Here is a 25,090-nt window from a genome sequence, read left to right as displayed (position 1 = left end):
CGGCCGAGCCGCCCGACCCCGTACGCGACCGCTGGCGGGCCGCGATGCGGCTCGCCCTGGACGAGGCCGAACTGGCCGTCCGGGGCGGGGACGTCCCCGTCGGCGCCGTCGTGTTGTCCGCCGACGGGACGACCGTGCTCGGCGTCGGGCACAACGAGCGCGAGGCGACCGGCGATCCGACCGCGCACGCCGAAGTGCTGGCGATCCGCAGGGCCGCGGCCGAGGTCGGCGAGTGGCGGCTGTCCGGCTGCACGCTCGTCGTCACGCTGGAGCCCTGCACCATGTGCGCCGGCGCGATCGTGCAGTCCCGCGTGGACCGGGTCGTCTACGGCGCCCGGGACGAGAAGGCCGGCGCGGCGGGGTCCCTCTGGGACGTCGTACGCGACCGGCGGCTCAACCATCGCCCCGAGGTGATCGAGGGCGTGCTCGCCGAGGAGTGCGCCCGTCTGCTCACGGACTTCTTCCGGGATCGGTGACCCGAGCTCGGCGAATACCGATTTCAAAGCATGGCCCGCCTTGCTGTAATGTCTCCCTCGGTAGCGTGTCCGAGCGGCCGAAGGAGCTCGCCTCGAAAGCGAGTGTGGCGCAAGTCACCGAGGGTTCAAATCCCTCCGCTACCGCTCTCACACCCTCCTGACCTGCGGAAACGCAGTCAGGAGGGTGTTTTGCGTGCGGCACGTACCTCACCACCGTGCCGCACGGCAGACGTCGAGAGCACAACTGCCCCGCGCGCCAAGCGCGTTACGCCCTCCCACTGAGGGATCCGCCTCTACGGTCCCTCCGAGGCAATCCCCGCTGAGTGACGGCCTGAACGCCCGTAGTGAAGGCGATCTTCCGGAACACGTAACAGGCGCCGACGCAGGCCATCGCGCAGTACGACTGAATGTCCCGGCGAGTCGGCGTACGAGCGTGGCGTGCCCAGCCAGTAGCCCTCGGGACGCTGCCACGCCTTCATCGGCTTCACTGATGTACAGCGACGGCTCCTTCCCACTGCGGGCGCAGTGGGAAGGAGCCGTCGGCGGGCCGCCGGGACCGCTCGCGTCAGCGGGTGCCGAGCAGGGCGCGCCAGGTCTCCGGGCCGATGACGCCGTCGACCTGCAAGTGGTGGTTCTCCTGGAAGGCGACCACCGCCGACTTCGTCCCCGAGCCGAACGCGCCGTCGACCGCGAGGCCGTAGCCGTAGACGTTCAGCTGCGTCTGCGCTGCCCTCACCGCCTGGCCGGACGAGCCGTACTGCACCGTCTTGATCAGCTTTGACCAAGTGTTCGGGCCGATGACGCCGTCAGCGGCCAGGGACTGGGACTTCTGGAACTGGATCACCGCCGAGCGGGTGTTCGGGCCGAAGATGCCGTCGGCCTCGAGCGTGTAGCCCCGCGCGGTCAGCAGCTGCTGGGCGGACCGCACGTCCGCGCCCTCGGAACCGCTCTGGAGGATCGGCCAGGAGACACCCGGGGACGGGAGCTCCCCGCCGCCACCGCCATCACCCAGCTTGACCGGGCGGAAGGGGTCGTAGTTGTCACTGCCGATCCCGTACGTGAGCTGCCGGTGGGTCGTGCCGTACGTACCGCGCTGTTCGTACGCCCAGTAGGCGCTGTGCGACGTGTTGGCCCACTTCTCGAAGATCACTACGTGACGGAAATCGCCGTCAGTGGTGCTGTAGTCGATCAGCAGGTCACCCTTTTTGAGCTGACTCACGCTGCTGAGCCGCGTGGTGACGCGCGAGTCGGCCAGCCCGACGGTGTTCAGGCCTGGCTGCCCCAGCCCGAGCGCCATGGAGACATAGCCGGAGCAGTCCTGGCGGTAGCCGTCCTTCCAAGTGCGCTCCATGCTGTAGGGGACCGGGGCTCCGTTGTTGGCCGTGAGCCAGGTACGGGCCCGGTTGATCATCGTGTCGGGCGAGAGCGTGGCCGTCGCCATGGTCGACAGCTCGCTGACCTGGGTGACGAGCTTGCTGTCGGCCTCGGGCTCGGGCCCGTAACCGGTCTCCTTCTGGGCGGCGACCGTCGCCAGCTCCGAGGAGTCGGTGTCGGCGAGCGACGGTGTGACGGCGATTGCGGCCGCGACACCTCCGGCGGCGACGCCTATGAGAGTGACCCGCGCGCGGCGCGTGAGTCGGCTGCGAAGAGACATGATTCCCCGTATTCCTTTTGTTGTGGCACGCCGAGCCGAGCGGGCCGACCAGGGCTCGGTTTCGTCCGGATCACCGGGCGGACCGGAGGGACGCACGCGGCCCGTCCCTTCCTGCATGAGGGGACGGGCCGCGGTGAATTCGTGGGACGGCTGGTCCGTCAGACCTTGTTGGCCCACGTCTTGAACGCCGACCTGGTCCCGTCGCCGGCGCTGCCGTCGATCGCGCCGTTGTAGTAGCCGTTGGCCTTCAGCAGGCGCTGCAGCGCCTTGATCGTGTTGGGGCCGACGATTCCGTCGATCGCGTCGTTGTAGTCCCAGTACTTCGCCAGGCAGCGCTGGAACGCCTTCCAGCTGTTGGTGCCGAGGTACCCGTCGATCGCGTCGTTGTAGTTCCAGTGCGTCGCCAGCCAGCGCTGGACGTTACGGGCCTCCGCCCGGGTCAGGCCCAGGTTCTGCACCGCGAGCGGCGTGACGGCCTTGGCGCTCGCCGCCTGCTGCTGGGCCGGTGCGGGAGCCGCCATGGCTGTGCCCGCGGTGGCCAGGCCGCCGGCGGCGATCCCGACGGCGGTGGTGACACTGACGAGTGCCTTGGTGAGAGCTCGCATGCTGTTCCCCTCCGTTGACGTGCGTTGGTCGGAGCCGACCGCACCGGCCGGCTCCGCAACGAGACTGCGGGTTCGGCACCACGCCCGGCCACAGCTGACGCAGAAGTGACCTCGTCCCGGGACGTCCCGCGCGCTGACCTGCTGAGATGCCGCCCGCCGAGTCCCTGCGGAGGGACTGCCACGAAGGGGATGGCTGATTCGGCGCCAGGGCTGAGTCGCACCAGGGCGGGGTACCGCGCTGTGATCCCCGTGACAGCTGATGCAGAATGAGCCCGGGGACACGGGGCCGGGCCCGCGGTCCCTGACGCGAGTGGGGGGACAGCGTGTCGCGTTGGAAGGAACTGCCCGCAGAACTGCATCCACACGTCCGCCAGTTGATCGTGCGACTGCGCAGACTGAAGGACCACAGCGAACTGAGCACCCGTCAACTGGCCGCGAAGACCGGGTACAGCGCGAAGTCGTGGCAGCGATATCTGAACGGCAGGTCTCTGCCGCCCCGGGAGGCCGTCGAGGCGATGGCCCGCGTCGGCGGTGACGATCCGCCCCGGCTGCTGGTGATGCACGAGATCGCCGCCCAACGCTGGGCGGAGGGACGGGTGGTAACCACCGACGCCCCGGAGAACCTCTCCGCGACACCGGCACAACCCCCCACGGAACAGCAGCCGTACCGGCGTCACCTGCGCGCCGCGGTCACGGCGGGAGCCCTGGTCACGGTGCTGTCCGTCTCCGTGGCCCTGCTGCTGACCGTGCGGCTCACCGAGGCCCGTGCCCAGCTCGCGCACGACCGCGGCGATGCTGTCGCGACAGCCCCGGCCACCGTGTCGGAGTCCCTGGTGCCGGTCATCTACACCTGCCGGCTGAAGCAGCGTGACGGCCGCTGGTACGCGGGACTGAGCCGGACCACGGACATCCTCCTGTCCAACACCCAGGTGGGGCTCGAAGTGGCCGAGGCGCAGTGCCTGCTGCACCGGGCGGGCACCGCGCCAGGGGACATCGACGGCGTCTTCGGCCCGAAGACCCGGCGAGCGGTCGAGCGCATGCAGAAGCAGAACGGGCTGATCGTGAACGGAGTCATCGACCCGCCCACCTGGCAGGCCCTGCGGTCGGCGGATGCGAAGTGACCGCGGAACACACCCGGCTGGCCGCGGCGCTGCGGGAGCTGCGGGCCGGTGCGGGGCTGAGCCTGGCGGCGCTGGCGGAGCGGACGGCGTACAGCAAGTCCTCGTGGGAGCGTTACCTCAACGGCAAGAGCCTGCCTCCTCGCCAGGCCGTACAGGAACTGTGCCGGCTGGCGAACGAACCTGACGGGCGGCTGCTGGCCCTGTGGGAGATCGCCGAGTCACACTGGAGCGGACGCGCGGTGGCCCCCGCGCCCGACCCTCCCGCGGACGAGTCGCCGCGGCCACATCCTCAGGAGTCACCGCCCGCCGGGACCGGGTGGCGGCGACTCCGCAGGGGCAGGCTCCTGGTGGTGCTGGCGTCGACGTACACCGTGATCGTCGGTGGTGCTGCGGCCCTGCTGTTCTTCCTGCTGCCTGACTCGGAGGCTCAGGAAGACGGACCGCTGCCGGCCTCCGTCCCGTTCTCCTTCGCTCCCGAATGTCACGGAGCCGCCTGCGAGGGCCGGGATCCGATGCGCCTGATCTGCGGCATCGGCCCCGTCACCCTCGCCTCGTACCGCACGGCCACCGGCGCCCACGTCGAGCTGCGCCACAGCAAGAAGTGCGGTGCGAGCTGGGCCCGGACCTGGGCGACCGAGATCGGCGACCGGTTGGACGTCACGGCAGGCGGCCCGACCCACGGCGTGCACATCAGGAACAAGGACGACGCGGCGACCTTCATCTATACCGAGATGACCGAAGTCCGTCCCGGCAGCACCGTCCGGGCCTGCTTCCGGCCCGCGTCGGCGGACGGCGAACGGGAGTGCTTCGAGGCCCGCGTGGGCGGGGCTGGCGTGCCGTCTCGATGAGGTGCTCGTGTTGGTCGGAGCGGAGATCGGCAGCACGTGATCGTCCATCAGGGGCGTCTTCTGCGCTTCCCGGGTGCGGGCCTCGGCTTGCCGCGTAGCTTCTGCGCGGGAGAGATCTGCATCGTGGACGTGCTGACGTGGACGGTCGAGCGGCGGATGTACCTGGCCGACCTCGCCGAGTCGGGTCGGCGACACGCGGCGCCGCTTGTCGCAGAGCGGATCCGGGCGCGCGGTGAGCAGCGCCTGCGCCGCAGGCGGGCCGCTCTGGCGTCCGGCGGCGCGCTGCCGGCCGCGGCTCTGGCCGTGGGCGGTCTGTCGCCGACCCGGGCCCCCCAGGTGCCCGAGCCGCCCGCCGTCATCCCGACGTCGACCGCTTCGCTGTTTGTGCGACTGCGATCACGAGCTTTCCCCGCCCCGCATGTGCCCGCTGGAAAAACCGCAGGTGAGACGGGCCACGTAAGTGGGTTCAAATCCCTCCACCACCGCTTAAGAAGGGCCCCGTCGACAGACGGGGCCCTTCGTGCTGTTGATCTCAGGAGAGGCGCGAAGGTTACACTCACCGCCGGTAACACAGGGCCCTTTTGGCTCTTTCGGCTCATTCGGCAGCAGCCACAGGGGAGGCCGCGATGGCGGTGAATTCGAAGAAGGTCGCCGTCTATGTACTCGTGGTCTTCGTGCTCTATCTGATCATCACGGACCCGGCCAAGGCCGCCGACTACGTGCAGATAGGGTTCGAGGGCATATCGGACGCCGCCAAGGCCATCGGCGACTTCATGACGTGGATCGCCAACGGCGGTGACAGCTAGGCCCTGCCGTTTTGGATCACGGCCCAGGCCTGACCCAGGGAGTACCCATGATCCGCCACCTGGTCCTCTTCAAGCTCAACGAGGGCGTCGAGCGCGACGACCCGCGGGTCGTGGAGGGCGTCGAGGCCTTCCGCTCGCTGGAGGGCAGGATCCCCGAACTCCGGCACTGGGAGCTCGGCTGGAACATCAGCGACCGCCCCATCGCCTACGACTTCGCCATCAACTCCGCCTTCGAGGACACGGCCGCTCTGCGGACGTACGTGGAGCACCCCGAGCACCAGGCGGGCGTCACCCTGTGGCGGGAGTTCGCCACCTGGGTGATCGCGGACTACGAATACTGAGGCGCGGTACCCCGGAGCCCTCCGCCGTAACGGCGGGGGGCTTTCGCGTGTCTTGCGCACCGATCCATCCCCAACACGGGATTATGCGGTACTTGAACACAATGAACTGTCTTGTGATGCTATGACCGCTTTTGACCGATGAGTTGATGGATCACGAGGTGGAGTTGACCGTGCCGGCCAGTACTGCGCCTCAAGCCCCGAGCCCTCAAGCGCCGAGCCCGCAAACCCCCAGCCAGGAGGAGACTCCCGCGGCCGCTCCACCCCGCAGTCGCGGTGCCGACACCCGGGCGCTGACCCAGGTGCTCTTCGGCGAACTCAAGGGATTGCAGCCGGGCACGCCGGAGCACAACCGCGTGCGCGGGGCGCTCATCGAGGCGAACCTCCCGCTCGTGCGCTATGCGGCCGCCCGCTTCCGCTCCCGCAACGAGCCCATGGAGGACGTGATCCAGGTCGGCACCATCGGGCTCATCAACGCCATCGACCGCTTCGACCCGGACCGGGGCGTGCAGTTCCCGACGTTCGCGATGCCGACCGTCGTCGGCGAGATCAAGCGGTACTTCCGCGACAACGTCCGCACGGTCCACGTACCGCGCCGGCTGCATGAGCTGTGGGTCCAGGTCAACAGCGCGACCGAGGACCTGACCACCACCTTCGGACGCACCCCCACGACCGCCGAGATCGCCGAGCGACTGCGCATCACCGAGGACGAGGTGCTGTCCTGCATCGAGGCCGGGCGGTCGTACCACGCCACGTCCCTGGAGGCCGCGCAGGAGGGCGACGGACTGCCCGGACTGCTGGACCGGCTCGGCTACGAGGACCCGGCCCTGGACGGCGTGGAGCACCGCGATCTCGTCCGGCACCTGCTGGTGCAACTCCCCGAACGCGAACAGAGAATCCTTCTCCTGCGCTACTACAGCAACCTCACCCAATCGCAAATCAGTGCGGAACTCGGGGTATCCCAGATGCACGTTTCGAGGCTACTCGCGCGTAGCTTCCAGCGACTGCGTTCGGCGAACCGGATCGAGGCGTAACCGCAAACAGGATCGACCGATCACCGTCACGAGCGAATCGCTCACCAGGGCGGATCCCGACGATTCTGCGGTGAAAAACCGTCAGACCCCCTTTATCCAGGGCGGATTCAAGTCTCACATGTCGACATGTCTCTACAGCGTGTTGCCGACATGTGACATTCTTCGGGAAGCGCGTTTGCCGTGGCTTCGGCTCCGGTATTCAGGTGAAGGCTGGCGTTCCTCGATCCGGAGCGTTCGCCACGACCGTCCCGCGACCCAGAGGGGGTGGCATGTCCGCAGATCAGGGCAGCTCGAAGGTGCTCACGCTCACAAAGAGCGAGTCAGTGCCCGACGCCGCGCTCGGCCCCATCGATGATGTGACGGCCCTGGCGGCCGCTGACGCCCCGGCCCTCCCGGCCGCCGACGTCCCGGCCGTGCCGGCTTCGGGGAACATCGACACCCGCACCCTGTCCCGCTCCCTGTTCCTGCGGCTCGCCGCGCTGGACGAGAACAGCCCCGAGCGCGCTTACGTCCGCGACACCCTGATCGAGCTCAACCTCCCGCTGGTGCGTTACGCGGCTGCCCGCTTCCGCTCCCGCAACGAGCCGATGGAGGACATCGTCCAGGTCGGCACCATCGGCCTGATCAAGGCGATCGACCGCTTCGACTGCGAACGGGGCGTGGAGTTCCCGACGTTCGCGATGCCGACGGTGGTCGGCGAGATCAAGCGGTTCTTCCGCGACACCTCGTGGTCGGTGCGCGTGCCGCGCCGGCTCCAGGAGCTGCGACTGGCCCTCACCAAGGCCAGTGACGAGCTGTCCCAGAAGCTGGACCGCTCCCCGACGGTCACCGAACTCGCCACCGTGCTGGGCGTGTCCGAGGAGGACGTCGTCGACGGCCTCGCGGTCGGCAACGCGTACACGGCCTCCTCGCTGGACTCCCCGGCCCCGGAGGACGACGGCGGCGAGGGCTCCCTGGCCGACCGCCTCGGCTACGAGGACACCGCCCTCGAGGGCGTCGAGTACCGCGAGTCCCTCAAGCCGCTGCTGGCCAAACTGCCGCCCCGCGAGCGGCGGATCATCATGCTGCGCTTCTTCGCCAACATGACCCAGTCGCAGATCGGCGAGGAGGTCGGCATCTCCCAGATGCACGTCTCCCGGCTGCTCACCCGGACCCTGGCGCAGCTGCGCGAAGGCCTCATCTCCGACTGATCCCTTCCGTCCCCTTCATATTTGACGGAGCGTCAGCCACCATGGCCCGATGCTTCGCTCACCGTGGACGACATGGACACATGGCCGTCGGTGCGCCCTGATCGGCGCGTCGGCGGCCGTCGTCTGTCTGGGCACGGCACTGGCCGCGTGCGGAGGCGGCGGGAGCGGCGAGGGGTACGTCGCGACGGGCGCGGCGGGTGGTCCGCCGAGGGTCTCCGGTACGGCGGTCCGGCCGACGGGTGAGGTGACGCTGGTGCCGCTCGACGGACCGGCGCGCGGCGCGGGCGGCGGCGGCACCGGTGACGTCGGTGGCTCCGGTCGGGCTTCGAGCAACTCCCCTGGGCGGGAGGGGAGTCAGGAACCGCCCTCACCTGAAGGAACGGAGAGGCCGGCCCAACTCCCGAGCGACACCCCCGAACCCGCGGGCCCACCGGCCGACTCGGCCGGCCCGCCCAGCGGTTCACCCGCACCCCCGGCGGCCGCGACACCCTCGACACCCTCGACGCCCGCCGAGCTCACCGTGAGCGACCCCGAACGGGAGCCCACCGACAAGCGCTGGTGCGAAGAGGTGACTCTCGACCTCCGCAACTCGGGCGGCACCGCCGTACGTTCGGGCACCGTCACCTTCGGCACCCACATCATCGGCGCGCTCGGCATCGACTGGGCGACGGTGGAGTCGACGGAGAAGCTCCCGGCGCCGATCGGGGCCGGCGCGCGCAAGGAGAAGACCTGGACGGTGTGCGTCGACGCCTGGCGCGTGCCGCTGGGCATGCACATCGAGACGCGGGACGTCGAGGTCCGGGACGTCCGCTGGGAGCAGTGACCGGACGCCGGGCGGAAGCAGTGACCGTACGGCCTACTTGAACGCCAGCCAGGCCACGGCCGCGACGACCGCCACGGCGACGACGACGCCGAGGATCAGGCCGATGCGCGGTCCGCCGCCGGAGGAGGCCTGCTGTCGACCGCCCTGCGGGGTCTCGTCGACGAACGCGCGGAACATCTGGGTGCTGCCGGCGGGGTCGTGGTTGCCCTGGGGGCCCTGGGTGTTAGCCATGGCCTGAGACCCTAGCGAATCCGCCCGTTCGGCCCAAGTGTGGGGCCGCGTGCCTGCACAGGGGGTCACAGGACCCACCCCACCTGCACATTTACGGTCGCAATACTTGCCTTTGCCAAGTTTTTGCGGCGCAGACCCCTCTATTTGTTGCCTGTAGCAACCAAATGCTTCTATGGTTGCCCAAAGCAACAAACACGGGAGGTGTGATGGCCGAGCAGGCGCAGTACGAGGAGCTGGTCCGCCAGTTCAGCGCCTTCGGCGCCGTGAAGCGGGAGATAGGACGCACGCTGCCGTCCGACTGCCCCGCCGGCTCCGGCGCCGTACTGACGTTGCTGGCCCGCCATGGAGAGATGCGCATGAGCAAGCTCGCCGAGCTGCTCGCCGTGGACATGTCGGTCACCAGCCGCCATGTCGCCCACGTCGCCGAGCGCGGCTGGATCGAGCGCTCCCCCGACCCCGCGGACAAGCGGAGCCGCATCCTGCGCCTCACCGCAGCCGGTGAGGACCGGGTGCGGGACATGTCCCGGCGGACCACGCACCTGCTCGCCGAACGGCTGAGCGACTGGACCGACGACGAGGTCGCCCAGCTCACCCGGCTCATGGCCCGGCTGAGGGCCAGCTTCGACGACTGCCGAACACCCGCGATCACCCAGTAACAGCCCCGAGCCCCCGAGCCACAGCGCCAGAGAGCCAGTAAGAGAAGGAAGCCCATGGCAACGACCACACCAGCCGGTGTGCGGGCCCACGCCAAGCACGCCGGAGGCCCGTCCGCCGACGGCGCCCCGATGTCGCACCGGCAGATCATGGAAGCGCTGACCGGGCTGCTGCTCGGCATGTTCGTCGCGATCCTGTCGTCGACGATCGTCTCCAACGCCCTGCCCGACATCATCAAGGACCTCGGCGGCGGCCAGAGCGCCTACACCTGGGTGGTCACCGCGTCGCTGCTGGCGATGACCGCGTCCACACCCCTGTGGGGCAAGCTCGCCGACCTCTTCTCCAAGAAGCTGCTCATCCAGCTGGCCCTCGTGATCTTCGTGGCCGGCTCAGCGCTGGCCGGTCTCTCGCAGAACCCGGCCATGCTCATCACGTTCCGCGCGGTGCAGGGCATAGGCATGGGCGGTCTGTCCTCCCTGGCCCAGATCATCCTGGCCGCGATGATCTCCCCGCGCGAGCGCGGCCGCTACAACGGCTACCTCGGTGCCACCTTCGCCACCGCGATGGTCGGCGGCCCGCTGATCGGCGGCGTCATCACCGACACCGACTGGCTCGGCTGGCGCTGGTGCTTCTACGTGGGCGTGCCCTTCGCCGTGATCGCGCTCATCGTGCTGCAGCGCACCCTGCACCTCCCGGTCGTCAAGCGGAAGGTCAAGGTCGACTGGGCGGGCGCCTTCTTCATCACCGCCGCGGTCTGCCTGCTGCTGGTCTGGGTGACCTTCGCCGGTGACAAGTACGACTGGAAGTCCTGGCAGACGGGCGCGATGACGGGCGGCGCGCTGGCGCTCCTGCTGATCTTCATCTTCGTGGAGTCCAAGGCGAGCGAGCCGATCATCCCGCTGCGCCTGTTCCGCAACCGCACCATCACACTCGCCTCGCTGGCCTCGCTCTTCGTCGGCATCGCGATGTTCGCGGGCACGATCTTCTTCAGCCAGTACTTCCAGCTGGCCCGGGGCGAGTCGCCGACCATGTCCGGCGTCCTGACCATCCCGATGATCGTCGGCCTGTTCGTCTCGTCGACCGTCTCCGGCCAGGTCATCACCCGCACCGGACGCTGGAAGGCCTGGCTGCTGGCCGGCGGTGTCCTGGTGACCGCGGGCCTCGGACTCCTCGGCACGATCCGCTACGACACCGAGTACTGGCACGTGGCGATCTTCATGGCCCTCCTCGGCCTCGGCGTCGGCATGATGATGCAGAACCTGGTCCTCGCCACGCAGAACCAGGTGGCTCCGAGCGACCTGGGCGTCGCCAGCTCGGTCGTGAACTTCTTCCGCTCCCTCGGCGGCGCCATGGGCGTCTCGGCCCTGGGCGCGGTCCTCAGCCACCGCATCACCCACTACGCCGAGGAGGGCCTGACCAAGCTCGGCGTGCAGGGTTCGTCCGGCCACGGCGAGATCCCCGACCTCGACGCGCTGCCCGGCCCGGTGCGCACGGTCATCGAGAGCGCGTACGGCCACGGCGTGGCGGACGTCTTCCTCTACGCCGCCCCGATCGCCTTCCTCGCCCTCCTGTTCGCCCTGTTCATCAAGGAGGTCCCGTTGAAGACGAAGGGCGCCCTGGCGCAGGCCGCCGAGCCGGAGACCCCGGAGGCCTCCGAGGTTTCCGCGCCGGCCGTCGCGCAGGAGCGGATCCCGAGCTGGGCGGTCACGTCGGAGACGGAAGCCGCTCCCGAAGGCACCCAGAGGCTCGCGGCCGTCGCCACGGCGACCCGCGCCGACGAGTCGGCCGGTGGCGGCGTACCCGTCCGCGGCTTCGTCCGGGGCGCCGAGAGCGCGCCCGTGCCGCAGGCAGCCGTCACGCTGATCTCCCTCGCCGGGCGGCAGCTCGGCCGGTCGGTGGCGCAGGCCGACGGTTCGTACGGGGTCGACGCGCCGGGCGCGGGATCGTACGTCCTGATCGCCTCCGCCGACGGCTTCCAGCCGCAGGCGTCCACGATCGTCGTGAACGGCGACGAGCCGGTGGCGTACGACATCCTGCTCAGCGGCACGAGCGGCCTGAGCGGTGTGGTGCGGGCCGCGGGGAGCGCGCTGCCGGTGAAGGACGCGATGGTGATCGTCACCGACGTGCGCGGTGACCTGCTGGCCACCTCCGCCACCGGTGAACAGGGCGAGTTCGGCTTCGCCGAGCTGGTGCCGGGTGCCGTGACCGTCGCGGTGAACGCCGCCGGGTTCCGGCCGCGCGCCCTGCCCGTCGAGATCGGCGGCACCGGGGTGACCCGGATCGAGGTCGACCTCGACGCCGGCGCCCAGGTCCAGGGCGTCGTACGGGCGCCGCACGGGCCGCTGGCCGACGCGCGCGTCACCTTGGTCGACGCGGCGGGCAACGTGGTCGGCACCGCGACGACCGGCTCGGACGGGGCGTACGCCTTCACCGACCTGGACGGCGGCGAGTACACGGTCATCGCGACGGGCTACCCGCCGGTGGCGACGGCCCTGACGGTCACCGGCCGCGGCGCCGAGGGCCACGACATCGAACTCGCCCATCCCGGCGAGTAGTTGGGCCCCGGCCCGTGGTGAGGCGGCGCGCTCTGAGCGGAGGCGGTGCCGCCCGCCACGGGCCGGTTTCTTTTGAGCTTGTGAGGAGTACGTGAGATGGGACTGACCGCGAGGATCCGTACCCGGGACGGATGGGCCGTGTCGCACGCGGTCGTCACGGTGACGGACATGACCGGAGCGCAGGTGCTGCGGGTGGAGGCGGACGCGGAGGGAGCCGTACGGGACGCGAACCCCCTCCCACCGGGGGCGTACACCGTCATCGTCACCGCCGTCGGATACGCCCCCGCCGCCGCGACCGCGATCGTGACGGCGAGCGGCCGGGCCGAGGTCGGCACGGTGACGCTGGCCCGCCAGGGCGGCACGGAACTGCCGCCGCCCGGCCCGTGGACCATCGACCCCGCGCACTCGTCCGTCGCCGCAGTCGCCCAGCACCTGGGCATCTCCAGCGTGCGGGGGCGTTTCACGGCCTTCGCCGGCGCCATCGAGATCGCGCCGGACGATGTCACCAAGTCCCGCGTGGAGGCGGCGATCCGGGCCGACTCGATCGACACGGGCAACGCCATGCGGGACGGCCACCTGAAGTCCCCGGACTTCCTGGACGTGGCGAACCACCCCGAGATCACCTACCGCTCGACGAGCGCCACGGCTGCCACCGGCTCCGACCGCTGGACGGTCCACGGCGAACTCGCCATGCACGGTGTCGTACGCCCCGTGGACCTGAACCTGGCCTACCTCGGCACGGGGGCGGACCCGTGGGGCGGGACTCGGGCGGCGTTCCGGGCGACGGCGGAGCTGCATCGGGACGACTTCGCGATGAACTACAACCAGGTGGTGCAGGCGGGGATCGCAGCGATCGGTACGACGTTGAAGGTGGAGTTGGACATCCAGGCTGTGCAGGGGGAGTCGCTGCCGGCCGCGTGAGGGCGTGCGGCGCTGCCCGTGACCACGCGTCCAAGTCGTCGTGGCGGCGGATGCGGGCGCGGCGGCCAGGGATTCCGCCTCGGGAGGCACCTGTAACTCTTCGGAGTGCGGGCCGGACGTATGCGTGCCAACGACAGGGTCACGCTGAGCGGGCCGGTCAGACCCTAGGCTGAGCCCATGTCACCGAACATCGCGACCAACACCCGCGTCTCGCTCGAAGAGTTGCTCGACTTCGTACGGCCCCGTCATCGCGCCATCCTGTTGACCCGGCGGGCCGACGGCGGTCCGCAGGCCTCGCCGTTGACCTGTGGGGTCGATGATTCGGGGCGGATCGTGGTCTCCACGTATCCCGAGCGGGCCAAGACGCGGAACGCGCGGCGGGATCCCCGGGTGAGTGTGCTGGTCATCAGCGACGACTGGAACGGGCCCTGGGTGCAGGTCGAGGGGACCGCGGAGGTCATCGACTCGCCGGAGTCAGTGGAGCCGCTGGTCGAGTACTACCGGAACATCGCCGGGGAGCATCCGGACTGGGACGAGTACCGGGCGGCGATGGTGAAGCAGGGCAAGTCGATCATTCGGATCACGCCGGAGAAGTGGGGGCCGGTGGCCACCGGGGGGTTCCCTGCGCGGCTTGTTGAGGGTGGCGCCTAAGAGCTCGGGCATACGGTTGTGGGGCGTCTGCGGGTTCGTTGGGGCTGGTCGCGCCCACGCGGCGGAGCCGCAAATTGAATACAGCCCCGCGCCCCTTAGGTGGCGCTTCGCGCCACCATCGCCTCGATGCCCGCCACCAAGAGGTCCAAGGCGAACTCGAAGTCCCTCTCCCACATCTCCTCCACCGTGTCGCCGCCCCGCGCCTCCATCAGTTCCGCGGACCCCTGGACGAGGTCGGCGGCTTCCGGGGACTGTGTCACCGTGCTCATGGCGTGGTGGAAGTAGTCGTCGGGAGTCATGCCGAAGGCTGCGCTGCGGGCGATGAAATGGCCCTCGTTCGTGCCGAAGCCGTACACGAACTGGAAGACGGCGGAGATGGCGGCCACGAGGCCGTGTGCGGGCAGGCCGGTCTTGCGGATGATCCGCTGGACGAGGCGGGAGAAGGCGAGGCTGTTCGGGCCGATGTTGACGTAGGTGCCGATCAGCGGGGACAGCCACGGGTGGCGGACCAGCAGGCCGCGGTATCCGCGGGCCAGCTCGCGCAGCTGGTCGTGCCAGTCCTCGTCGGACTCCGGGTCGGGCAGGGTCAGTTCGCCGAAGGCGGCGTCGAGGGCGAGTTCGAGGAGGTCGTCCTTGGTGTCGACGTACCAGTAGACGGACATCGCCGTCACGTTCAGCTCGGCCGCCAGCCGCCGCATGGAGAACTTGGCCAGCCCGTCGGCGTCCAGCAGCCGGACGGTGACCGCGGTGATGCGGTCACGATCCAGACCGGAGGGCTGTCCCCCGCCGCGTCCCCCTCGGCGCTCCTTGCCCTCCAGCCAGACGCTGGTCCGAGCGGACTGCCGGGCTGCCCTAGCCATGGCGCACCTTCCTCGACACCGTTATTGATCAAGATGCTAGGCGGCAACGCCCCTGAAAGGGGCGCGGGGCTGCATCGATATGCGGCTCCGCCGCGCGGGCGCGACCAGCCACAACGATCCCGCGGTCGCCCCACAACCGCACACACCGAGCTCCTAGGCGGACTCTGCCCGCTCAGCCCGCCGAAGCAACGCCGCCGCGACCAACCCGCCGGCCAGCACAGCCACCGCCCCCACCAACTGACTCGTCTCCAGGCCGGAGGCAAACGCCTCCGTGATCCGCACCCGCTCCGCATCCGACCCCGCCTCGGCCAACGCCCCCGGCAGGGACACCGCGGCGACCGGAATCAACGCGGCGAAGCGGGAGTTGAGTACGGCCCCGAGCACCGCGACGCCCAGGCCCTGCCCGAACTCCGCCACCGTGCCGTTGATGCCGGCGCCGACCCCCGCCTTCTCCGGCGGAATCGCGCTCATGATCGCGTGTGCCATCGCCGGGCTGGCGATCGCCGCGCCCGCGCCGATGAGCACCAGACCCAGCAGCGTGCCCGGATACCCGTGCTCGGTGAGCGTCGCGATCGAGACGAGGCCGGCGGCCATCGCCGTCATGCCCAGCCCTATGGAGAAGGGGGTCCCGAGCTTGCCCGACCACTTCGCCGCCACTCCGGTGAAGTTCAGGGCCACGATCATCAAGGCGAGCGGCGCCGTGCGCATACCCGCCTCCAGAGGGCCGTATCCGAGTACGAACTGCATGTGCTGGGTGAGCAGGAAGAGCGATCCGCCCATGCCGAAGGTGATCAGCACCGCGCCGGCCACCGCTCCCGTGAAGCGGCGGTTCCGGAAGAAGTGCATGTCGAGCATGGGGTAGGGGATCCGGCTCTCCCAGTACGCGAAGCCGGCCAGCACCACGACCGCGACGGTCGCCGACGTCAGCACCCTGCCGGACGTCCAGCCGTGCTCGGGTCCGGAGATGATCGCGAAGACCAGGGAGGACATACCGATCGTGGACAGTACGGCGCCGAGGAGGTCGGGGCGGTCTCCCTGCGGGTTCTTCGATTCCGGGACCAGGATGACGACCGCCACCAGGGCGAACGCCGCGACCGGCAGGTTGATCAGGAAGATCGCGCCCCACCAGAAGTGGTCCAGCATGAAGCCGCCGAGGAGCGGTCCGGTCGCGAAGCCCAGTGAGTTGACTGCCGCCCAGATGCCGATCGCCTTCGGCTGCTCCTCCAGCGTGAAGATCTGCATCGCGACGGCGAGTGTGGTGGTCATCAGCAGTGCGCCGCCGATGCCCATGCCGGCCCGGGCGGCGATCAGCTGGCCGGAGCTGTTCGCGAGTCCCGCCACCAGCGAGCCGACGCCGAACAGGACGAGGCCCGTGGCCAGCATCTTCTTACGGCCGTAGCGGTCGGCGGCGCTCCCCGCGGTCAGCAGCAAGCCGGACTGCACCAGCGAGTACGCGTTGATCATCCACTGGATGTCCGACGTGGCGGCGCCCAGTTCGCTGGTGAGCGAGGGGATCGCCACGTTCAGGATCGTGTTGTCGAGCAGCACGGTGAGCTGGGCGAGGCAGATGACACCGAGGATCAGCCAGCGTTGGGGGTGGCCGCCCGGCGACTGGGGCTGCGACTCCGGCTGCGGCTGGGCCGGGGCCTGTTCTTGGGGGGACGACGTCGTCATGCTGTACACCGTAGAACACTCCCTATACGGCGTACAACAGAGATACGGGAGAGGGCGGTGGCCACGCTCGGCCACCGCCCTCTTCTTCCGGCTACGTCAGCCCGGCTACGTCAGCTGCTCGCCTCCTGCGTCAGGTCGTAGAAGGTCGACGAACCGACCGTGACCTTCTTGAAGTTTGCCTCCACCCAGGTGGTGATCTGCGAGGACGTGCCGCTGCTGCTGCCCATGCCGCCGCCGGAGCCACTGGAGATGAAGTAGTGGATCTTGCCGTCCGCCACGTACTGCTTGAACTCGGCCAGCGTCGGGGACGGGTCGGTGCCGTTGAAGCCGCCGATCGCCATCACCGGGTCGCCGGTGGAGAGCTGGTAGCTGGCGGCGTTCTGGGCGCCGATGGCCGCGGCGGCCCAGGTGTAGTCATCCGCGTTCTTCTCCAGCAGTGCCTTGGCCTCGTCGCTGACGCTGGCGCCGTTGAGCAGACCGCCCATGCCGCCACCGCCGCCCATGCCACCGCCGTCGCCGGTCTGGCCGCCGGGGCCGCCCTGCTGGTTCTGGCCCTGGCCCTGGTTCTGGCCCTGGGTGTTGCCGTTGCCGTTCTGCTGGCCCTGCTGGCCCTGCTGGTTGTTCTGGCCGGGCATGCCGCCGCCGGGGAAGCCGTTGCCGTTCTGCTGGTTCTGGCCGCCCTGCTGGTTGTTCTGGCCCTGGCCCTGCTGCCCCTGCTGATTCTGGCCGGGCATGCCGCCCCCGCCAGGACCGCCGCCCATGCCGCCGCCACCGCCGGGGCCGCCACGGCCACCCGAGACCGCCGGACCCGCCGTCACGATCGAGCCGGTGTGGCCCTCGTTCACCGTGGTGAGGGTGTACGCGGTCGGGCCGGCCAGTGCTGCGGCGAGGCCCAACCCGACGACGCCCATGGTCAGTTGACGTCCGAGCTTGCTCGCGAAGATCAGGCCCAGCGCGGAGGCCAGACCGCCGACCAGGACCAGCCACTTCAGCCAGGGCAGGTAGTCGGAGGAGCGGTTGAGCAGGACGTAGCCCCAGACCGCGGTGGCCGTCATCGCGGCCGCGAGGCTCAGCGACGCCCAGGCCTTGTCGCGCTTCTCCCAGAGCAGCGCCGCGCCCATGCCGATCAGCGGGGCGATGTAGGGGGCGAGGGCCACCGTGTAGTACTCGTGGAAGATGCCCTGCATGTAGCTGAAGACCAGCATGGTCGTGATCAGCGCGCCGCCCCAGACGAGGAACGAACCGCGCGTCACCGACGTACGCCGTGCCTTGCGCGTCGCCACCAGGGCCGCGACCAGCAGGATCAGCGCGGCCGGGATCAGCCAGGAGATCTGGCCGCCGATGCTGGAGCTGAAGAGGCGGTCCCAACCGGTCTCGCCCCAGGCGCCACCGCCGTTGCCGCCGCCACCGCCGACGCCGACGCTGCCGGTCTCCTCGCCGTTGAGCCGGCCGAGGCCGTTGTAGCCGAAGGTCAGCTCCAGGAAGGAGTTGTTCTGCGAGCCGCCGATGTAGGGGCGGGAGGAGGCGGGCCACAGTTCGACGACCGCGACCCACCAGCCGCCGGAGACGACGATCGCGACGAGGCCCGCGGCCAGCTGACCGATGCGCTTCTTCACCGACACCGGCGCGCAGACCGCGTACACGATCGCGAGCGGCGGCAGGATCAGGAAGGCCTGGAGGGTCTTGGCGAGGAACGCGAAGCCGATCGCGACACCCGCCCACACCAGCCACTTGGTACGGCCGTCCTCCAGACCGCGGATGACGAAGTAGCAGGCCACGGCCATCAGCAGGGCCAGCATCGCGTCCGGGTTGTTGAACCGGAACATCAGCGCCGCGACGGGGGTGAGCGCGAGCACCGCGCCCGCGATCAGGCCGGCCCCGGGGCTGAACCGGCGGCGGACGGCCGCGTAGACCACGGCCACCGTGCCGACGCCCATGAGGACCTCGGGGAGCAGGATCGCCCACGAGTGGAGGCCGAAGAGCCGCACCGACAGGGCCATCGGCCACAGGGAGGCCGGGGGCTTGTCGACGGTGATGGCGTTGGCCGCGTCGAGCGAGCCGAAGAAGAACGCCTTCCAGGACTCGCTGCCGGCCTGGACGGCCGCCGAGTAGAAGGAGTTGGCGTAGCCGGAGGCGCTCAGGTTGTAGAGGTAGAGGGCGAAGGTGGCGAGGAGGAGGCCGAGGAAGGCCGGGCGGGCCCAGCGCGGGTCCTCGGGGCGGCCGCGCCACAGCCGTCGCACGAAGGGCTGCTTGGGCTCACCGGAGTCGGGGGCCGGTGTGGCCGGCGAAGGTGTCGAGGGTGGGTCCCAGGACGCCGGGCCCGCGGTGGGGCTCGTATCTCTGTCGCCGTAGGTCTGCTGGTCGTAGTGGACGCTCATCGGGAGTCCCTCGGGTCGGTGTCGTGCGGGCGCACCGGCTGCAGTTGCACGGTGGCGTCCCTCCCCCACTCTCGACTTCGCTCGAGCGGGGGCACCCCCCTGGTGCCGTCCGCGGCTTCACCGGCGCGGAACTGTGCGGCGTCGAACTGTGCGGTGTCGTACGTGTACTGGGGCGCGCCCTGCGCCACCGGCCGCTGCGGGAGCGGGCCGCGGTGGGCGGGCTGCGCGGCGGAGACCGTGGAGTAGGTCCGCGAGGAGGTGTGGTGGGCCAGGGCGTGTTCCGGGTGGTGCGAGGCGACCACCGTCGAGTCGCCGTCGCGTCGGTCGGGGAACACCCACGCCCGGAAGAGCAGGAAGCGCAGGACCGTCGCCGCGAGGTTGGCGGCGATCAGGACCGCGAGTTCGGTGGAGTGGGAGGGGTCGCTGCTGGCCGCGTTCAGGGCGGCGAGCGAGCCGCTGGTCAGGGCGAGGCCGATACCGAAGACGACCAGGCCCTGCGCCTGGTGCCGTACGGCGCCGCCCCGGCCGCGCACTCCGAAGGTGAGGCGCCGGTTGGCCGCCGTGTTGGCGATCGCGGAGACCAGGAGGGCGAGCGCGTTGGCGACCTGAGAGCCGGTGAAGACGCGGAAGCCGCTGTACAGCAGCAGATAGAACAGGGTGGACAGGCCGCCGACCACGCAGAAGCCGACGAGCTGGCGGGCCAGACCCTTGGGTACGTCCTTGATCTCGCGGTCGCGCGGGTCGTCGCCGAAGGGGCGGGTGATCCGGTCCAGCGGGAGCGAGCCGGACGCCAGGGCCTTGCCGACCCGCCAGACGCCCTTGAGGTCCTCGGTCGCCGTCTTCACGATGTGGACCGTGGAGTTGGGGTCGTCGACCCAGTCGACCGGGACCTCGTGGATACGAAGGCCCGCGCGCTCGGCGAGCACCAGCATCTCGGTGTCGAAGAACCAGCCGGTGTCCTCCACCAGCGGCAGCAGCACCTGGGCGACGTCCCGGCGGATCGCCTTGAACCCGCACTGGGCGTCCGAGAAGCGGGCCTGGAGCGAGCCGCGCAGGATGAGGTTGTAGGCGCGGCTGATGAACTCCCGCTTGGGGCCGCGCACCACACGGGAACTACGGGCGAGGCGGGAGCCGATCGCCAGGTCGGAGTGGCCCGAGATCAGCGGCGCCACCAGCGGCAGCAGGGCGTTGAGGTCGGTGGACAGGTCCACGTCCATGTAGGCGAGGATCGGGGCGTCCGAGGCGGACCAGACGGTCCGCAGGGCCCGGCCGCGCCCCTTCTGCTCCAGCCGGAAGGCCCTGACCTCCGGGAGCTCCGCCTCCAGCCGCTGGGACACCTGGGGGGTGGTGTCCGTCGACGCGTTGTCCGCGATGGTGATGCGGAACGCGTACGGGAATGTGCGCTTGAGGTGATCATGCAGTCTCAGCACACACGGCTGGAGGTCCTTCTCCTCGTTGTAGACGGGGATCACTACGTCCAGGACAGGCGTACCGGCGTCGCCGGCCGGGAGGTGCTCCCGCGCCGGCAGGGTGCCGGGAGAAGAGTCGGTTCGCATGACACCGACTTTCGTCAGGCGCCCTGTTCCACCGATGTGGTGACGCTGTGCTGTGCCTGTGAGTGCTGTTGCCAGCTCATTTCGGGGCGCGGCGGCGCGGGGAGCGCCGGCAGGTGCACGGTGAAAACGGTGCGTCCGGGCACGCTGTCGACGGTCACGGCACCGCCGTGCGCGGTCGCCACGGCCTGCACGATCGCCAGTCCCAGGCCGGTCGAGCCGGTGGCACGCGAGCGCGCGGAGTCGCCGCGGGCGAACCGTTCGAAGACGTGCGGGAGCAGCTCGGGCGGGATGCCCTGGCCGTTGTCCTCGACGTCCACGCACATCCAGGGCCCGCGCCGCTGAACACGGGCGGTGACGGTCGTACCCGGTGGGGTGTGCTTGCGTGCGTTGCCGAGCAGGTTGATGAGCACCTGCTGGAGCCGGGCCGCGTCTCCGGACACGAGCGCGGGCTCGTCGGGCAGGTCGAGGCGCCAGTTGTGGTCCATGCCGGCCGCGCGGGCGTCGCTGATGGTGTCGACGACGAGCGGGATGAGATCGGTCTGCTCGAACTGCAGGGGCCGCCCGGCGTCGAGTCGGGCGAGCAGGAGGAGATCCTCGACGAGCAGGGTCATGCGCCCGGCCTCGGACTCGATACGGCCGAGCGCGTGCCGGGTGTCGGGGCCGACCTCTTCCCTGCCGCGTCTGGTCAGCTCGGCGTACCCGCGGATGGAGGCGAGGGGGGTGCGCAGCTCATGACTGGCGTCGGCCACGAACTGGCGTACCCGCATCTCGCTCTGCTGGCGGGAGTGCAGGGCGCCGTGGACGTGGTTCAGCATGCGGTTGAGCGCGGCACCGACCTGGCCCACCTCGGTGTGCGGGTCGGTCTCCGACTCGGGGACGCGTTCGCTGAGGTTGACCTCGCCGGTGTGGAGGGGGAGTTCGGAGACGCGGGTTGCCGTGGCGGCGACGCGGCGGAGGGGGCGGGTGGCTACGCCGACGATCACCGTGCCGGCGATACCGGCGGCCACGAGCGCGGCGGCGGTGACGCTGGCCTCGATGAGCATCAGGGTGTTGAGGGTGTTGTCGACACTCGTGGTGGGAACGGCGACGTAGTAGCTGCGGGTGCCATCGACGTTGGTCTGGTACTCCACGCGGTACTGGCCGAGACTGCCCAGGTCGACCGTGTGCTTCTTGTTGTCCTGGGCGACCTCGTTGAGCGCCTCCACCTGCGCGTCGGTGAGGTCCTCGTCATCCATCCCGAAGTCGTCGGCCGTGGTGCTGTCGCTCAGCTTCTTGCCGACCTTGGCCTCGGTGATGGTGCCGTTCTGGACCAGGGCGATGACCGTGCCGGCCGACTGCGGGCCCGCGCGTTTGACGAACTCGCCGAGGTCGAGGGTCTTGGCGCCCTTGTCGTCCGCACCGTTGTTGTTGGGGTCGTCCTTGCCGGGGCCGTCGCCGGGAGGCTTGCCGAAACCGGTGGCCCGGCCGACGGCCTCGGTGAGCTGGGTGTCCAGCTGGCCGTACAGATGGGTCCGCAGCGCGATGGTCGTGACCGCACCGATCACCGCACACACCACGGCGATCAGCACCACGGACGCGACGACGAGCCGCGTCCGCAGGGTGCGCGGCTGCCCCGCCCGCCACTGCCGCTTCTGCGCACGCGGTCGTCGTCGTCCGCTCATGACGCCGCGGGCTTGATCAGGTAGCCGGCGCCACGCCGGGTGTGGATCATCGGCTCACGGCCGGCGTCGATCTTCCGGCGCAGGTAGGAGATATAGAGCTCGACGACATTGGCCTGCCCACCGAAGTCGTACGACCAGACCCGGTCGAGTATCTGGGCCTTGCTGAGCACGCGCCGCGGGTTGCGCATGAGGAAGCGCAGCAGCTCGAACTCGGTGGCGGTGAGGTGGATGCCCTCCCCGGCCCGCGAGACCTCGTGGCTGTCCTCGTCCAGCGTCAGGTCGCCGACGACGAGCACGGAGTCCGAGCGCCGGTCCGCCGCGCCGGAACGCCGGATGAGTCCGCGCAGCCGGGCGACGACCTCCTCCAGGCTGAACGGCTTGGTGACGTAGTCGTCGCCACCGGCCGTGAGCCCGGCGATACGGTCCTCGACGGCGTCCTTGGCGGTCAGGAACAGCACCGGCACGTCCGGCAGGTCCCGACGCAGCCGCCCGAGGACGGTCAGCCCGTCCATGTCCGGCAGCATCATGTCCAGGACGACGGCGTCGGGCCGGAACTCACGCGCGGTCTGGACGGCACCCTGGCCGTCTCCCGCGCTGCGGATCTGCCAGCCTTCATAGCGAAGGGCCATGGACAGCAGTTCGGTGATCGACAGCTCGTCGTCCACCACAAGCACTCGGACGGGGCTCCCGTCCGGCCTCAGCAGTTCGGTGCGCCCCTGGGGCGAGGTCGTGGTCATGGTGAACACCATGTCGGTGCCCTCTAAGAACACGCTTTCCGAAAGCTGTGATTTTCCTAAGAAACGCACAGGAGACTCTCAGCGGGCGCTTGGGTGATCGACACGAGGGGCCCCTCCGCACCGGCAGCGGACACCGAGGGCCCCTCGCCGTGAACTCGCAGGTCAGCCCTGGGAGTTGGGGACGAAGTGGACCGGTATGTACTGGTCGTACAGCCGCACGCCGGTGGCCGTGAAGTCGGCGCGGGTGACGATCGCACAGCGCACGTTCACATCACAGACAGCGCCGTCCTCGATCTCGGGCCGGATGTTCTCCAACGTCGTACGGAACCTGCCGCCGTCCTCGTACGGGATCGTGATTCCGGGGGTGCCCGTGCCGGTGCCGGTGATACGGCGCGAGGATCCGTCCTTGGTCTCGGCACCGGGGAGACAGGGGCCGGGGAGGGTGGTGTACGTCGACGGGTCGCCGACCCGCACCCCCTCGGGGATCACGCAGAACGCGAGGAAGATGCCCTGGGCGCGGTTGTATCCGGCGCCCTTGACCTGCACTGTGCTGCGCTCCGAGGCGGGCAGGACGGTCGGGCCGGCGGCCAGCTTCAGGTCGAAGGTGTCGCCGGTGGCGGTGGTGACGGTGCGATGCGCGAACCCACCGAACGGCGGGGCCGCGTGACCGCCGAGCGGTAGAGCGCTCGCGGCGCCGGCTGCCGACAGCACGAGGGCGAGGCCTGCCGCGGCGGCGACGGACGTGGTGAGGAACTTGGTGGGGGGCCGCATGAGACGGAGGGCTTCCTCTCACATATGCGTTCCTTGCGAACGCTCTTGATCGTCATGCCTAAGACACGACTGATCAGTAGGCAACGCCGGGCGAGTTCCTTTACCTTTCAAGCACCAGATCCCTACAGCCGCGCCCTGTCAGGCGGCCGTACTACCCACCACGAGGATCTGATGGCCACGCTGTTGCCGTCGATGTCGTAGGTGGCTCTGTACACACCGACACCCAGCCGCCTCAGGCTGGTGGTACCGAGTTTGCTGCTCGCCGCGGGTTCAGGGTTGTTTGCCAGGGCGTTGATCGCCTTGACGAGGGGTTTCACTGCTTCGCCGTCACGGGCCCGGAGTCGTTTGAGGTTCCCGTCGCCCTCTTCGTGCACCCGTTCCCGCTCCGCCGTCAGAACGATTTTCCGATTCCCGGCTGCCCAGGCCGCGGCATGTCCGGATCCAGCCCGAGCCTGTCTTTGACGATCGCCCAATTTATTTGAACAAGGCGATCTCCGATGTTGTCGTCTGATTGGACTGCCTCAAGGACTTCATGCAGTCCATCCCGAACAAAGGCGACCTCCGACTCAAAAGACTCAGATGGTTCGGTAAGCGTTACCCCCACCTCCAGTCCCCCCTTTCTCGGATCAGATGCACCTCACACCCCTCCCCGATAAAACGAAGCCAGATGTCTTCAAACCCCTCGGCCTGATGCTCTTCCGAGACCGAAAAGCCACGCACCAGAAGCCATTCAGTTAGGTCGCTCACCAGATTCTGCTCAGTCATGACGCTCACTTCCCGGGAATCAGAGCATTTCCAGCAGTCCAGAGGCACCTCAAAATACTGCCCTCCTTCCAGCTCGGATCTTTGGTAGTCAGGGTGGTTTCCAATAGCCCTCTCTCGGGCAGGGTGAAAGGCCGAGTGGGTCAATCAAGGATTGCGGATTGTCGACGTAGGTACTGAATTTGAATGGGCGTTGTCGGGGGCGATAGGTCAGGCGGGCGAGCCTGGCCGCACCGCATGTGGCACCACGTGTGGATCCAGGTGCGGCTCTCGCGTCAAGATGTGCGAGTGACGGAGAGCGAAGCGGATCTGCTGGCCTTGCTGCGGGAGCTCGATGATCCGGAGTGGCTGGAGTGGCCGCGACACTACAACCGCAGCGTGACCGCTGTGCTGTTCGGCGACCTGGTGGCACGGCTGGAGGGCGACTTCGCAGCTCGCTGCGCGACTGAGCAGGACGCCCAGGACTCCAGCGAATACGGACGTGTCGTCGTGCCCGCGGAAACAAGCGTGCGTGGGACGCGGATCGTAGTGTGCGTAAGCAAGTTCGGGTCCCTTGCCCTGGTCTGTGCTGACAACCCCGGAGCCTTTTTCGGTACTGAGGACGCCCAGGCTGAGGGCGAGCTGGATGCCGCCGATCTCGCGAAGGTCAATCGAGCGTTGATCGACCTCGGGTATGCGGTCGTTCCCGAAGAGTTACTGGAGCGCAACTACGACGGGCCGAGCCGGCTGCCCTGGCACGTCCAGCGGCCCAGTTGGTGGCATCGCTTCTTCGGCACGTTCTGAC

The 25,090-nt window shown here is 69.4% G+C and carries 24 protein-coding genes and 1 tRNA gene; 14 read left to right on the top strand and 11 right to left on the bottom strand.

Features of this window, described 5'->3' with window-relative positions:
• Positions 1–44: 44 nt before the first annotated feature.
• Both tadA and ACIA8X_RS04470 read left to right on the top strand, forming a co-directional pair.
• Entirely contained in the window at positions 45–476 is a 432-nt protein-coding gene (gene tadA, locus ACIA8X_RS04475; RefSeq protein ID WP_393456051.1) for a tRNA adenosine(34) deaminase TadA, read from the top strand.
• 59 nt (positions 477–535) lie between these two features.
• Positions 536–620: transfer RNA gene (locus tag ACIA8X_RS04470), tRNA-Ser, on the top strand.
• A gap of 421 nt (positions 621–1,041) precedes the next feature.
• On the opposite strand, the gene ACIA8X_RS04465 is transcribed toward ACIA8X_RS04470, so the two are convergent.
• Together ACIA8X_RS04465 and ACIA8X_RS04460 are read right to left on the bottom strand one after the other, a co-directional pair.
• Positions 1,042–2,130, bottom strand: a complete 1,089-nt coding sequence (locus ACIA8X_RS04465; protein ID WP_399457740.1) for a peptidoglycan-binding protein — start codon at positions 2,128–2,130, stop codon at positions 1,042–1,044.
• 158 nt (positions 2,131–2,288) lie between these two features.
• Entirely contained in the window at positions 2,289–2,735 is a 447-nt protein-coding gene (locus ACIA8X_RS04460) for a peptidoglycan-binding protein (protein WP_393456045.1), read from the bottom strand.
• Between the two features lie 323 nt (positions 2,736–3,058).
• On the opposite strand from ACIA8X_RS04460, the gene ACIA8X_RS04455 reads away from it, so the two are divergent.
• The 7 genes from ACIA8X_RS04455 (at position 3,059) to ACIA8X_RS04425 (ending at position 8,895) form a co-directional block, all read left to right on the top strand.
• Positions 3,059–3,856 carry a peptidoglycan-binding protein gene (locus ACIA8X_RS04455; RefSeq protein WP_399457739.1) on the top strand — a complete coding sequence of 266 codons (798 nt, stop codon included), beginning with the start codon at positions 3,059–3,061 and terminating at the stop codon, positions 3,854–3,856.
• Positions 3,853–4,704, top strand: coding sequence for a DUF2690 domain-containing protein (locus ACIA8X_RS04450; RefSeq protein WP_399457738.1), 852 nt, complete (start codon positions 3,853–3,855; stop codon positions 4,702–4,704). Before ACIA8X_RS04455 ends, ACIA8X_RS04450 begins: the two co-directional genes overlap by 4 nt.
• Before the next feature lie 626 nt (positions 4,705–5,330).
• On the top strand, positions 5,331–5,510 hold the full coding sequence (locus tag ACIA8X_RS04445; protein ID WP_093911986.1) for a hypothetical protein: 180 nt from the start codon (positions 5,331–5,333) through the stop codon (positions 5,508–5,510).
• Positions 5,511–5,557: 47 nt separating this feature from the next.
• Complete coding sequence (locus ACIA8X_RS04440; RefSeq protein ID WP_393456036.1) at positions 5,558–5,851, top strand: Dabb family protein; 294 nt, start codon at positions 5,558–5,560, stop codon at positions 5,849–5,851.
• Positions 5,852–5,997: 146 nt separating this feature from the next.
• On the top strand, positions 5,998–6,882 hold the full coding sequence (locus ACIA8X_RS04435) for an RNA polymerase sigma factor SigF (RefSeq protein WP_393456033.1): 885 nt from the start codon (positions 5,998–6,000) through the stop codon (positions 6,880–6,882).
• A 269-nt stretch (positions 6,883–7,151) separates the two neighbouring features.
• The gene (locus ACIA8X_RS04430) at positions 7,152–8,072 is read left to right on the top strand and encodes an RNA polymerase sigma factor SigF (RefSeq protein ID WP_393456030.1); all 921 of its coding nucleotides are present in this window, start codon (positions 7,152–7,154) and stop codon (positions 8,070–8,072) included.
• Positions 8,073–8,121: 49 nt separating this feature from the next.
• A complete protein-coding gene (locus ACIA8X_RS04425; RefSeq protein ID WP_399457737.1) occupies positions 8,122–8,895 on the top strand; it encodes a hypothetical protein in 774 nt (257 codons plus the stop codon).
• Positions 8,896–8,928: 33 nt separating this feature from the next.
• Here the strand turns inward: ACIA8X_RS04425 and ACIA8X_RS04420 are convergent, their stop codons facing one another.
• Positions 8,929–9,126, bottom strand: coding sequence for a hypothetical protein (locus tag ACIA8X_RS04420; protein ID WP_393456024.1), 198 nt, complete (start codon positions 9,124–9,126; stop codon positions 8,929–8,931).
• Between the two features lie 206 nt (positions 9,127–9,332).
• On the opposite strand from ACIA8X_RS04420, the gene ACIA8X_RS04415 reads away from it, so the two are divergent.
• The 4 genes from ACIA8X_RS04415 to ACIA8X_RS04400 all read left to right on the top strand — a co-directional run bounded on the left by ACIA8X_RS04415 (position 9,333) and on the right by ACIA8X_RS04400 (position 13,907).
• Positions 9,333–9,782, top strand: a complete 450-nt coding sequence (locus ACIA8X_RS04415) for a MarR family winged helix-turn-helix transcriptional regulator (RefSeq protein ID WP_393456021.1) — start codon at positions 9,333–9,335, stop codon at positions 9,780–9,782.
• Between the two features lie 54 nt (positions 9,783–9,836).
• Positions 9,837–12,335 carry an MFS transporter gene (locus ACIA8X_RS04410; protein WP_399457736.1) on the top strand — a complete coding sequence of 833 codons (2,499 nt, stop codon included), beginning with the start codon at positions 9,837–9,839 and terminating at the stop codon, positions 12,333–12,335.
• A gap of 96 nt (positions 12,336–12,431) precedes the next feature.
• A complete protein-coding gene (locus ACIA8X_RS04405) occupies positions 12,432–13,256 on the top strand; it encodes a YceI family protein (protein ID WP_399457735.1) in 825 nt (274 codons plus the stop codon).
• Positions 13,257–13,433: 177 nt separating this feature from the next.
• The gene (locus ACIA8X_RS04400) at positions 13,434–13,907 is read left to right on the top strand and encodes a PPOX class F420-dependent oxidoreductase (RefSeq protein WP_393456012.1); all 474 of its coding nucleotides are present in this window, start codon (positions 13,434–13,436) and stop codon (positions 13,905–13,907) included.
• 95 nt (positions 13,908–14,002) lie between these two features.
• Here ACIA8X_RS04400 and ACIA8X_RS04395 read toward each other — a convergent pair whose 3' ends face one another.
• The 8 genes from ACIA8X_RS04395 to ACIA8X_RS04360 all read right to left on the bottom strand — a co-directional run bounded on the left by ACIA8X_RS04395 (position 14,003) and on the right by ACIA8X_RS04360 (position 23,918).
• Positions 14,003–14,767: a TetR/AcrR family transcriptional regulator gene (locus tag ACIA8X_RS04395; protein WP_393456009.1), complete on the bottom strand. Its 765-nt coding sequence runs from the start codon at positions 14,765–14,767 to the stop codon at positions 14,003–14,005.
• A 153-nt stretch (positions 14,768–14,920) separates the two neighbouring features.
• Positions 14,921–16,441, bottom strand: a complete 1,521-nt coding sequence (locus tag ACIA8X_RS04390) for an MFS transporter (protein WP_393456006.1) — start codon at positions 16,439–16,441, stop codon at positions 14,921–14,923.
• Between the two features lie 110 nt (positions 16,442–16,551).
• Positions 16,552–18,819, bottom strand: coding sequence for an ArnT family glycosyltransferase (locus ACIA8X_RS04385; protein ID WP_399457734.1), 2,268 nt, complete (start codon positions 18,817–18,819; stop codon positions 16,552–16,554).
• On the bottom strand, positions 18,816–20,375 hold the full coding sequence (locus ACIA8X_RS04380; RefSeq protein ID WP_393456000.1) for a glycosyltransferase: 1,560 nt from the start codon (positions 20,373–20,375) through the stop codon (positions 18,816–18,818). The genes ACIA8X_RS04385 and ACIA8X_RS04380 overlap by 4 nt, the downstream gene beginning before the upstream one ends.
• A gap of 14 nt (positions 20,376–20,389) precedes the next feature.
• Positions 20,390–22,036: an ATP-binding protein gene (locus ACIA8X_RS04375; RefSeq protein ID WP_393455997.1), complete on the bottom strand. Its 1,647-nt coding sequence runs from the start codon at positions 22,034–22,036 to the stop codon at positions 20,390–20,392.
• Complete coding sequence (locus tag ACIA8X_RS04370; protein WP_093911972.1) at positions 22,033–22,773, bottom strand: response regulator transcription factor; 741 nt, start codon at positions 22,771–22,773, stop codon at positions 22,033–22,035. The genes ACIA8X_RS04375 and ACIA8X_RS04370 overlap by 4 nt, the downstream gene beginning before the upstream one ends.
• Before the next feature lie 162 nt (positions 22,774–22,935).
• Positions 22,936–23,544, bottom strand: a complete 609-nt coding sequence (locus ACIA8X_RS04365) for a hypothetical protein (protein ID WP_393455993.1) — start codon at positions 23,542–23,544, stop codon at positions 22,936–22,938.
• Positions 23,545–23,666: 122 nt separating this feature from the next.
• The gene (locus ACIA8X_RS04360) at positions 23,667–23,918 is read right to left on the bottom strand and encodes a type II toxin-antitoxin system RelE/ParE family toxin (RefSeq protein ID WP_393455990.1); all 252 of its coding nucleotides are present in this window, start codon (positions 23,916–23,918) and stop codon (positions 23,667–23,669) included.
• A gap of 676 nt (positions 23,919–24,594) precedes the next feature.
• On the opposite strand from ACIA8X_RS04360, the gene ACIA8X_RS04355 reads away from it, so the two are divergent.
• Entirely contained in the window at positions 24,595–25,089 is a 495-nt protein-coding gene (locus ACIA8X_RS04355) for a hypothetical protein (protein ID WP_399457733.1), read from the top strand.
• Position 25,090 lies beyond the last annotated feature (1 nt).

Source organism: Streptomyces sp. NPDC051738, from assembly GCF_044453205.1.
Lineage (GTDB): Bacteria > Actinomycetota > Actinomycetes > Streptomycetales > Streptomycetaceae > Streptomyces.
Note: the sequence above shows the minus strand (reverse complement) of the source record. Positions and strands in the feature narration are given on the sequence as shown.

Bases quoted from the DNA above. Each gene is read 5' to 3' on its own strand.
- tadA (WP_393456051.1), top strand. From the start codon at position 45: ATGCGGCTCGCCCTGGACGAGGCCGAACTGGCCGTCCGGGGCGGGGAC.
- ACIA8X_RS04465 (WP_399457740.1), bottom strand. From the start codon at position 2,130: ATGTCTCTTCGCAGCCGACTCACGCGCCGCGCGCGGGTCACTCTCATA.
- ACIA8X_RS04460 (WP_393456045.1), bottom strand. From the start codon at position 2,735: ATGCGAGCTCTCACCAAGGCACTCGTCAGTGTCACCACCGCCGTCGGG.
- ACIA8X_RS04445 (WP_093911986.1), top strand. From the start codon at position 5,331: ATGGCGGTGAATTCGAAGAAGGTCGCCGTCTATGTACTCGTGGTCTTC.
- ACIA8X_RS04440 (WP_393456036.1), top strand. From the start codon at position 5,558: ATGATCCGCCACCTGGTCCTCTTCAAGCTCAACGAGGGCGTCGAGCGC.
- ACIA8X_RS04435 (WP_393456033.1), top strand. From the start codon at position 5,998: ATGGATCACGAGGTGGAGTTGACCGTGCCGGCCAGTACTGCGCCTCAA.
- ACIA8X_RS04430 (WP_393456030.1), top strand. From the start codon at position 7,152: ATGTCCGCAGATCAGGGCAGCTCGAAGGTGCTCACGCTCACAAAGAGC.
- ACIA8X_RS04425 (WP_399457737.1), top strand. From the start codon at position 8,122: ATGCTTCGCTCACCGTGGACGACATGGACACATGGCCGTCGGTGCGCC.
- ACIA8X_RS04420 (WP_393456024.1), bottom strand. From the start codon at position 9,126: ATGGCTAACACCCAGGGCCCCCAGGGCAACCACGACCCCGCCGGCAGC.
- ACIA8X_RS04415 (WP_393456021.1), top strand. From the start codon at position 9,333: ATGGCCGAGCAGGCGCAGTACGAGGAGCTGGTCCGCCAGTTCAGCGCC.
- ACIA8X_RS04410 (WP_399457736.1), top strand. From the start codon at position 9,837: ATGGCAACGACCACACCAGCCGGTGTGCGGGCCCACGCCAAGCACGCC.
- ACIA8X_RS04405 (WP_399457735.1), top strand. From the start codon at position 12,432: ATGGGACTGACCGCGAGGATCCGTACCCGGGACGGATGGGCCGTGTCG.
- ACIA8X_RS04400 (WP_393456012.1), top strand. From the start codon at position 13,434: ATGTCACCGAACATCGCGACCAACACCCGCGTCTCGCTCGAAGAGTTG.
- ACIA8X_RS04395 (WP_393456009.1), bottom strand. From the start codon at position 14,767: ATGGCTAGGGCAGCCCGGCAGTCCGCTCGGACCAGCGTCTGGCTGGAG.
- ACIA8X_RS04390 (WP_393456006.1), bottom strand. From the start codon at position 16,441: ATGACGACGTCGTCCCCCCAAGAACAGGCCCCGGCCCAGCCGCAGCCG.
- ACIA8X_RS04385 (WP_399457734.1), bottom strand. From the start codon at position 18,819: ATGAGCGTCCACTACGACCAGCAGACCTACGGCGACAGAGATACGAGC.
- ACIA8X_RS04380 (WP_393456000.1), bottom strand. From the start codon at position 20,375: ATGCGAACCGACTCTTCTCCCGGCACCCTGCCGGCGCGGGAGCACCTC.
- ACIA8X_RS04375 (WP_393455997.1), bottom strand. From the start codon at position 22,036: ATGAGCGGACGACGACGACCGCGTGCGCAGAAGCGGCAGTGGCGGGCG.
- ACIA8X_RS04370 (WP_093911972.1), bottom strand. From the start codon at position 22,773: ATGACCACGACCTCGCCCCAGGGGCGCACCGAACTGCTGAGGCCGGAC.
- ACIA8X_RS04365 (WP_393455993.1), bottom strand. From the start codon at position 23,544: ATGCGGCCCCCCACCAAGTTCCTCACCACGTCCGTCGCCGCCGCGGCA.